General features: G+C 61.9%; 7 protein-coding genes. 6 read left to right on the forward strand and 1 reads right to left on the reverse strand.

Going from position 1 to position 7815, the window contains the following annotated elements; genetic code table 11:
- Window positions 1-98: 98 nt before the first annotated feature.
- The 5 genes from nrdH to ITJ56_RS09030 all read left to right on the forward strand — a co-directional run bounded on the left by nrdH (window position 99) and on the right by ITJ56_RS09030 (window position 5486).
- A complete protein-coding gene (nrdH, locus tag ITJ56_RS09010) occupies window positions 99-332 on the forward strand; it encodes a glutaredoxin-like protein NrdH (RefSeq protein ID WP_017886897.1) in 234 nt (77 codons plus the stop codon).
- Window positions 333-441: 109 nt separating this feature from the next.
- Window positions 442-858, forward strand: a complete 417-nt coding sequence (gene nrdI / locus ITJ56_RS09015) for a class Ib ribonucleoside-diphosphate reductase assembly flavoprotein NrdI (RefSeq protein ID WP_194629856.1) — start codon at window positions 442-444, stop codon at window positions 856-858.
- A 17-nt stretch (window positions 859-875) separates the two neighbouring features.
- Complete coding sequence (nrdE, locus tag ITJ56_RS09020; protein WP_194629858.1) at window positions 876-2981, forward strand: class 1b ribonucleoside-diphosphate reductase subunit alpha; 2106 nt, start codon at window positions 876-878, stop codon at window positions 2979-2981.
- Window positions 2982-3071: 90 nt separating this feature from the next.
- Complete coding sequence (gene nrdF / locus ITJ56_RS09025; protein WP_017886894.1) at window positions 3072-4046, forward strand: class 1b ribonucleoside-diphosphate reductase subunit beta; 975 nt, start codon at window positions 3072-3074, stop codon at window positions 4044-4046.
- A 348-nt stretch (window positions 4047-4394) separates the two neighbouring features.
- On the forward strand, window positions 4395-5486 hold the full coding sequence (locus tag ITJ56_RS09030; RefSeq protein ID WP_194629859.1) for an SIR2 family protein: 1092 nt from the start codon (window positions 4395-4397) through the stop codon (window positions 5484-5486).
- 555 nt (window positions 5487-6041) lie between these two features.
- On the opposite strand, the gene ITJ56_RS18930 is transcribed toward ITJ56_RS09030, so the two are convergent.
- Entirely contained in the window at window positions 6042-7118 is a 1077-nt protein-coding gene (locus ITJ56_RS18930; protein ID WP_194629861.1) for a TIR domain-containing protein, read from the reverse strand.
- Window positions 7119-7265: 147 nt separating this feature from the next.
- Between ITJ56_RS18930 and ITJ56_RS09040 the strand changes: the two genes are divergently transcribed.
- A complete protein-coding gene (locus ITJ56_RS09040) occupies window positions 7266-7730 on the forward strand; it encodes a hypothetical protein (RefSeq protein ID WP_194629863.1) in 465 nt (154 codons plus the stop codon).
- Window positions 7731-7815: the final 85 nt, after the last annotated feature.

Here is a 7815-nt window from a genome sequence, read left to right on the forward strand (position 1 = left end):
GTGGAGACATCGCAGCGGCCCCTCCCGGACACGACTGCGGACAGACATCAGCACCACCTCCACAGCACAGCAGAAACCAGTAGGAACCAGGGGAGAACATGGCCGTCACCGTCTACACCAAGCCGTCCTGCGTCCAGTGCACCGCGACGTACCGGGCCCTCGACAACAAGGGCATCGAGTACGAAGTGCACGACGTGTCCACGGACGAAGCAGCGCTCGAGCACGTCAAGAGCCTGGGCTACATGCAGGCCCCCGTCGTCGTCACGGACGACGACCACTGGTCGGGCTTCCGCCCCGACAAGATCGCGACCCTCAGCGCCGAACTGGCGTAGTCGTCTCCCGTCCTGCGGACGGTCACCCGGTCCCGTTCAGGAGGCCCGACGACCGCCCGCAGGACGCCCCCGGGCCGCCTGTTCCGCACCTTCTCCAGAGGAGCGCACCATGAGCCGATTGGTCTACTTCTCGAGCGTGTCCGGGTACACCGCGCGCTTCGTCGAGAAGCTCGGCCGCGACGCGGACCGGATCCCGCTCTACCCGAGCGACCCGTTCCTGCACGTCGACGAGCCCTACGTCCTGGTCCTGCCCACCTACGGTGGCGGCAACGGCGAGGGCGCAGTCCCCAAGCAGGTCATCAGGTTCCTCAACGACGCCCACAACCGCTCGCTCATCCGCGGTGTGGTGGTGGGTGGCAACACGAACTTCGGCGAGGCGTACGGCCTCGCAGGGGACGTCGTCGCGCAGAAGTGCAGCGTCCCCCTTCTGTACAGGTTTGAACTCTTCGGGACCCCTGACGACGTGTCGGCGGTCAACTCAGGATTGGATGCATTTTGGACGCAGCAGTTGCAGACGTCGATCTGACGTCGCCGCAGACGGGGATGGACTACCACTCCCTCAACGCGATGCTCAACCTCTACGACGCGGACGGCAACATCCAGTTCGACAAGGATCGTGAGGCCGCCAAGCAGTTCTTCCTGCAGCACGTCAACCAGAACACCGTCTTCTTCCACAACCTGAAGGAGCGGCTCGACTACCTGGTCGAGAACGAGTACTACGAACAAGCCACGATCGACATGTACTCGCTGGACTTCATCCAGCGGCTCAACGACCTGGCGTACTCGAAGAAGTTCCGGTTCCAGACGTTCCTCGGTGCGTTCAAGTACTACACGAGCTACACGCTCAAGACGTTCGACGGCAAGCGCTACCTCGAGCGCTTCGAGGACCGCGTCGTCATGACCGCCCTCGGCCTGGCCCAGGGCAACGAGCAGCTCGCGATCGACCTGGTCGAAGAGATCATCGCCGGCCGTTTCCAGCCCGCGACCCCCACGTTCCTCAACACGGCGAAGGCACAGCGCGGCGAGCTCGTCTCCTGCTTCCTGCTCCGCATCGAGGACAACATGGAGTCGATCTCGCGCGGCATCAACTCCTCGCTGCAGCTCTCGAAGCGCGGCGGCGGCGTGGCCCTGCTCCTCTCCAACATCCGCGAGGCCGGCGCCCCGATCAAGCAGATCGAGAACCAGTCCTCGGGCATCATCCCCGTGATGAAGCTGCTGGAAGACTCCTTCTCCTACGCGAACCAGCTCGGTGCGCGTCAGGGTGCCGGCGCGGTCTACCTCAGCGCCCACCACCCGGACATCATGAAGTTCCTCGACACCAAGCGCGAGAACGCTGACGAGAAGATCCGCATCAAGACGCTGTCCCTCGGCGTCGTCGTGCCGGACATCACGTTCGAGCTCGCGAAGAACAACGAGGACATGTACCTGTTCTCGCCGTACGACGTCGAGAAGGTCTACGGCGTCCCCTTCGGTGACGTCCCGATCTCCGAGAACTACCGCGCGATGGTCGACGACTCGCGCATCAAGAAGACGAAGATCAAGGCGCGTGACTTCTTCACGACCATCGCCGAGATCCAGTTCGAGTCGGGCTACCCGTACATCGTGTTCGAGGACACGGTGAACAAGGCCAACCCGATCAAGGGTCGGATCAACATGTCCAACCTGTGCTCCGAGATCCTGCAGGTCAACACCCCGACCACCTTCAACGAGGACCTGTCCTACAAGGAGATCGGCAAGGACATCTCCTGCAACCTCGGCTCGCTGAACATCGCGCTGACGATGGACTCGCCGGACTTCGGCAAGACCATCGAGACGGCCATCCGCGGCCTGACCTCGGTCTCGCAGATGTCGCACATCACCTCGGTGCGTTCCGTCGAGGACGGCAACGACAAGTCGCACGCCATCGGCCTCGGCCAGATGAACCTGCACGGCTACCTTGCTCGTGAGCGCGTCTACTACGGCTCCGAAGAGGGCATCGACTTCACGAACATCTACTTCTACACGGTGCTGTTCCACGCCCTGCGCGCGTCGAACAAGATCGCGATCGAGACCGGCGAGACCTTCGACGGCTTCCGCGACTCGAAGTACGCGTCGGGTGAGTTCTTCGACAAGTACACCGACCAGGTCTGGACGCCGGCCACCCCTCGCGTCGCGTCGCTGTTCGACAACGCGAACATCACGATCCCGACGCAGGACGACTGGAAGGCGCTGAAGGCGTCCGTCCAGCAGTACGGCATCTACAACCAGAACCTGCAGGCCGTCCCGCCGACCGGTTCGATCTCGTACATCAACCACTCGACGTCGTCGATCCACCCGATCGCGTCGAAGATCGAGATCCGCAAGGAAGGCAAGCTCGGCCGCGTCTACTACCCGGCGCCGTTCATGACGAACGACAACCTGGACTACTACCAGGACGCGTACGAGATCGGTGCCGAGAAGATCATCGACACCTACGCCGCGGCGACGCAGCACGTGGACCAGGGCCTGTCCCTGACGCTGTTCTTCAAGGACACCGCCACCACGCGTGACATCAACAAGGCGCAGATCTACGCATGGCGCAAGGGCATCAAGACGATCTACTACATCCGTCTCCGCCAGCTCGCGCTGGAGGGCACGGAGGTCGAGGGCTGCGTCAGCTGCATGCTGTAGAGCTGCCGCTCTGCTCCCTGGAGGCGCGGTGCCAACCCGCACCGCGCCTCCAGTCCGTCACTTAGTCACCATCTCTGTAAGGAACACACGTTGGTCGAGAAGCTGAAGCTCATTGATCGGGTCCAGGCCATCAACTGGAACCGCATCCAGGACGACAAGGACGTCGAGGTCTGGAACCGTCTCGTCAACAACTTCTGGCTCCCCGAGAAGGTGCCGCTGTCGAACGACGTGCAGTCGTGGAACACGCTGACGCCGGCCGAGCAGACCCTGACCATGCGTGTGTTCACCGGTCTGACCCTGCTCGACACCATCCAGGGCACCGTCGGCGCCGTGTCGCTCATCCCCGACGCGATCACCCCGCACGAGGAAGCCGTCTACACGAACATCGCGTTCATGGAGTCGGTGCACGCCAAGTCCTACTCGTCGATCTTCTCGACCCTCGCGTCGACGCGTGAGATCGACGAAGCCTTCCGCTGGTCCGAGGAGAACCCGAACCTGCAGAAGAAGGCGTCCATCGTGATGGACTACTACCAGGGCGACAACCCGCTGAAGCGTAAGGTCGCCTCGACGCTGCTCGAGTCGTTCCTGTTCTACTCGGGCTTCTACCTGCCGATGCACTGGTCGTCGCGCGCCAAGCTCACGAACACCGCCGACCTGATCCGCCTGATCATCCGTGACGAAGCCGTCCACGGGTACTACATCGGGTACAAGTACCAGAAGGGCCTCGAGACCCTCACACAGGCCGAGCGCGACGAGCTCAAGGACTACACGTTCTCGCTGCTGTTCGAGATGTACGAGAACGAGGTACAGTACACGCAGGACCTCTACGACGAGGTCGGTCTGACCGAGGACGTCAAGAAGTTCCTGCACTACAACGCCAACAAGGCGCTGATGAACCTGGGCTACGAGCCGATGTTCCCGAAGAACATCACGGACGTGAACCCGGCCATCCTCTCCGCCCTGTCGCCCAACGCGGACGAGAACCACGACTTCTTCTCGGGCTCCGGCTCGTCGTACGTCATCGGCAAGGCCGTGAACACCGAGGACGAGGACTGGGACTTCTGATCAGCCGTGACTGGAGCCGAGCTTTGTGAAGATATTCGCGATCCTGTTCTGTCGTTAGCGTCCGCCCGATGTCTCGGCCTACTAGTTGGGGCCGGTGCTTCTATCGGGGCAGGGCTTCCTGGATGGGATCAACTTTCTGGTCGTCTACTCGTCGGGAGCGGCGCCATATCGTCAGCTAACGCTGCGCAGCAGTTCCTCGCTCGTCAAGACCCCGCCCTAGCAGCGGAGGCAGCGAAAAGCGCCGCGGGTGCTTCGTGGGCATCGCTGGTTCGAGAGGCCCTGTATCAGGGGCAAAAGCCGACGCCGGCAGCTCTTCATCGTGCGGTTGCTGCCCTCGCTCGCAGGTTCTTGGCGATCGAGCGCGAAATAGGAATTTTCACCCTGAATTTCGACCTTCTTCTTGAAGAAGCATTGGTTCACGAGGCTCCTGGCGGGGCAGCGTTCATCCGAACAAGTGATGTCCCTCGAGCCGACAAGGGGGACGTTGAGGTCCACCACCTCCACGGAGCTATATCGCCGGAGGAAGAAGATTTGGGCAGTTTTGTCCTGACCTTGTCTGACTTCACCTCGCTAGGCCAAGAGCCTGCGCCATGGCAGCGGTCAGCGATCCAGGACTATTTACAGAGGGGCCCACTCGTACTCGTTGGAACTACGTATCGTGATTCGGACGTCCGACAGTGGCTGCATGACTTGAAGAAGCCCGATGGTAATGACGTCTTCATTTTGCTTTCTCGGGCAGCGTTGGGGGTGTCGCGTTCTGAGTTCCAAATAGTCCAGGACGCGCTGGCTGAGCAATGGCGAGCCATAGGGGTGTCTGTTCTCGTGACCCACGATCACGCAGACGCGGCTCAGGTGTTGCGCGAAGTGCAATATTTGTCCGGGCACCCCGCGGAGTCCTACGCCGTCCCTCAGGAACGGGCGCGGCGTTTCTTCTCGCAGCACTCGGAGAATTTCGATGAGATCCAGCGCGAGTACTCCGCTCAACTGGCGATAGACTTGGAGCGACTACGTCAACTGATGGGGCCAGGGGTCAACTTGACACTTTGGCTGGCTGACGGCGTCGGAAGCCTAGTGCGGTGGGTTTCGCATGATCGAATATTCACTCGGTCCGACGATCTGTTGACCATCGATGCGGGCTGGGACAGCGACTGGATCGCTGGCGAAGCGGCCGCGAGTGATGAGTTGATCGTTCGTGTTGTTGACGAACCAGGCCGTCATCGTTGGCGCTCAGTAGTAGCCGCACCACTTTCGGTTGACGTGCCCGACGGCCCTCCGTTCACCGCTGCAGTGCTGAGCTCCGCCACGCCTCGCGACCTCGAAGCCTTGGCGCCGGCGGATCTCGACGAGTGGCGAACCGTAGTCCAGAGCATCGCGGCGGAGTGGGAGGCCCGGCTCGCCGAGAAAGCACAGGGACCGTCGCCGTGGGATGAGCTAGAGTGAGTGAACCCTACGGAGGTGGCATGAAGTCTTCAGCGAACACATCAGTGACGCGTCTCAGTTCGGGCTCGTTCCGAGTGACGGCCTCGACCCAGTCCGTGCAGTCGGGTCATCGTGTCACGTCGGCCTCGACCTCGAGCGTATCTGGACAGCCGACAGGATCAGACAAAGGACGGTAACGCCGTCTACAAGCACCCCTTGGCTTTGGCCGGGGGTGTTTTGTGTTTGTCGCCGTGAGGGCAACGAGGCGCGGCGCTGTTTAGGTCGGACAAGTCATGACTGAGTAGACCCTCTTCCGAAAAGACCTGGTCGTATGAGCGAAACCTCAACTATCAGGCGGCTGGGTCCAGGCCCCGCCCTCGCCGACTGATCGCTCGAAACTACTTCCCACGTCGTTGAAATCAATCCCACGTAGGGGATGTCGGTCCCGACGAATGGTTGCCCGTCGGCGTCGGTCGGGGCCCGAAGGACCGGAGGTGCCCCCAACAGCTTTCTGTCGTCGCGGTTGGGCCCTGGTCGGGTCGTATCTCATCCAGTAGACGGTGATCAGTCGACTCATCAGTCCTTGAAGGTGGAGGCTTTGATATGGTTGAAAGCCTTTAGTAGCTTCATTGTTGCCTCATAGTCGAGCGTCGCGCCGTCGTAGCGAACCTGGTAGAGACCCTGGAGGTTGGAGGGCAGAGTCACTCCCTTTTCGACCAGTAGGATGAAGTTGCCACGGTAGAGGGCAAGTGCGCCTCCGATTTCGATCAAGACGTTCTCGTTGAGCAGGTCATGCACGACGCCCGTCTTGTCTTCAATCTTCTTATCCGACCCCACGTGAACGATCGCAGCACCGCACGAACGCATGTCGTCCATGACCTTATCGGGCACTGGTTTCGACAGGGTCTCATTTTCGACCGATACGACTGGCTCAAAACCGCCGAAAGTCAATATTTCTTTCTTCTGGTTGACAATGTACATGTTCCGTCCGTGACTAATGAACACGCGTTTGTTGTTCGCCAAATCGTTCTGTGACGACGGAGCTGGCGGGAGCACGGATTCCACTGTCGACGAAGGATCGGGCATCAGCGGCGCGACGATGTCGGTGCTGCCAGCCTTGCGCTCTGGGAGTTCACGCCGCGTGTCGGCTCCATTCTCCAAAGGCTCGGTTGTCGTTGAGGGAGCGGGCGATCCGTTGAGGTCGATGTATTGCTGCCCGGCTATGTCCTGCAGGAACCCGACAGCTTCCGCGTTTACAAGAATGAGATCGAGCACCCGTCCGACTGAGTCGCTTGGGACGCCAAGTTCCTCAACCACGTTCTCAGCGATGGGCCTGGATGGGACGCGACTGCCGTCGTAGCGCTGAAGAAACTCCCTGACCACGCGAGGCTTGAGGACGGCCTCCGCGAGCGCCGCTACGTCGTCTCCTTCCGCGGTTGGGGCGACGGCGCGGCGTCCGAGCGATGTGAGTGCGATCTCGTCACTCTGTGCTGCCCCATCGGTGAGGCCATAGGCCGTTGCTGCCCCGGTAAGCATCCGGAACGTTCCCCCGGTGGGCGTCATCTCGAGCCCCTTGGCGACCATAAGCGGGCGCGTTGCTTGCTTGCCGTACTCGTCGCGGAGCACGGCGGGGATGCGCAGTGCGTCGATCACTGAGAACGAGGGGACATCGGACTGCAGCACCCGCGCCCGACGCTTCTGCTTCCCGCTCCCAGTCGCGACAAGCCCGCGTATGCCACGCTCCATGGGGTGCGCATCAAGATCACCTCTGTCGCCTACGAGCACGTGGAGTAGCCGGCCTTGATCATCATGAAGTCCAACGGGTCAGTCAGCAGTGTGCTGAACGACACGTTCCGCCCGCGCCCGGACCAGGTACGACGCAGCCTCGGCCTCCTCGACAACGACGACCACTTCGCGTGGCTCGTCTTCTCTGCGCCGATTGAGGACCAGACCTGGCGCGCCGGCCCGCAGTCGGTCATCGACGAGTACGGCAACTCCTACCTGCAGGCCGGTGGCACCGCGGAGAAGGTGAGCGTGGAGCTGCGACGCCGTGAGGACGACGGTGAGTACCGCTTCTACATCGTCGGCCGTGACCACGACCTCTCGGAACCGCTCACGGAGACCATCGACGTGCAGGCTGCGCACGAGCCGCGGCATCCTGCCGAGCTGTTCACGGCCGACCAGGCTGCGCCGGTGTTCATGCACTACGTCGAACACCAGACGGTCCCCGACGGCTACACGCTCCGTCTCATCGCCGACATGTAGAAGGTGGCGACGCCACCGTCGCGTGTCCGCGACCATGTTCCGGACGGGAGGCGCGGGGCCCGCGGGCACCGCGCCTCCCCGCCGG

The organism is Curtobacterium sp. VKM Ac-1376 (assembly GCF_015351025.1).
Lineage (GTDB): Bacteria > Actinomycetota > Actinomycetes > Actinomycetales > Microbacteriaceae > Curtobacterium.

What these genes read in the sequence shown, in the direction of transcription:
- nrdI (WP_194629856.1), top strand. Translation starts at nt 442, where the DNA reads ATGAGCCGATTGGTCTACTTCTCGAGCGTGTCCGGGTACACCGCGCGC.
- nrdE (WP_194629858.1), top strand. Translation starts at nt 876, where the DNA reads ATGGACTACCACTCCCTCAACGCGATGCTCAACCTCTACGACGCGGAC.
- nrdH (WP_017886897.1), top strand. Translation starts at nt 99, where the DNA reads ATGGCCGTCACCGTCTACACCAAGCCGTCCTGCGTCCAGTGCACCGCG.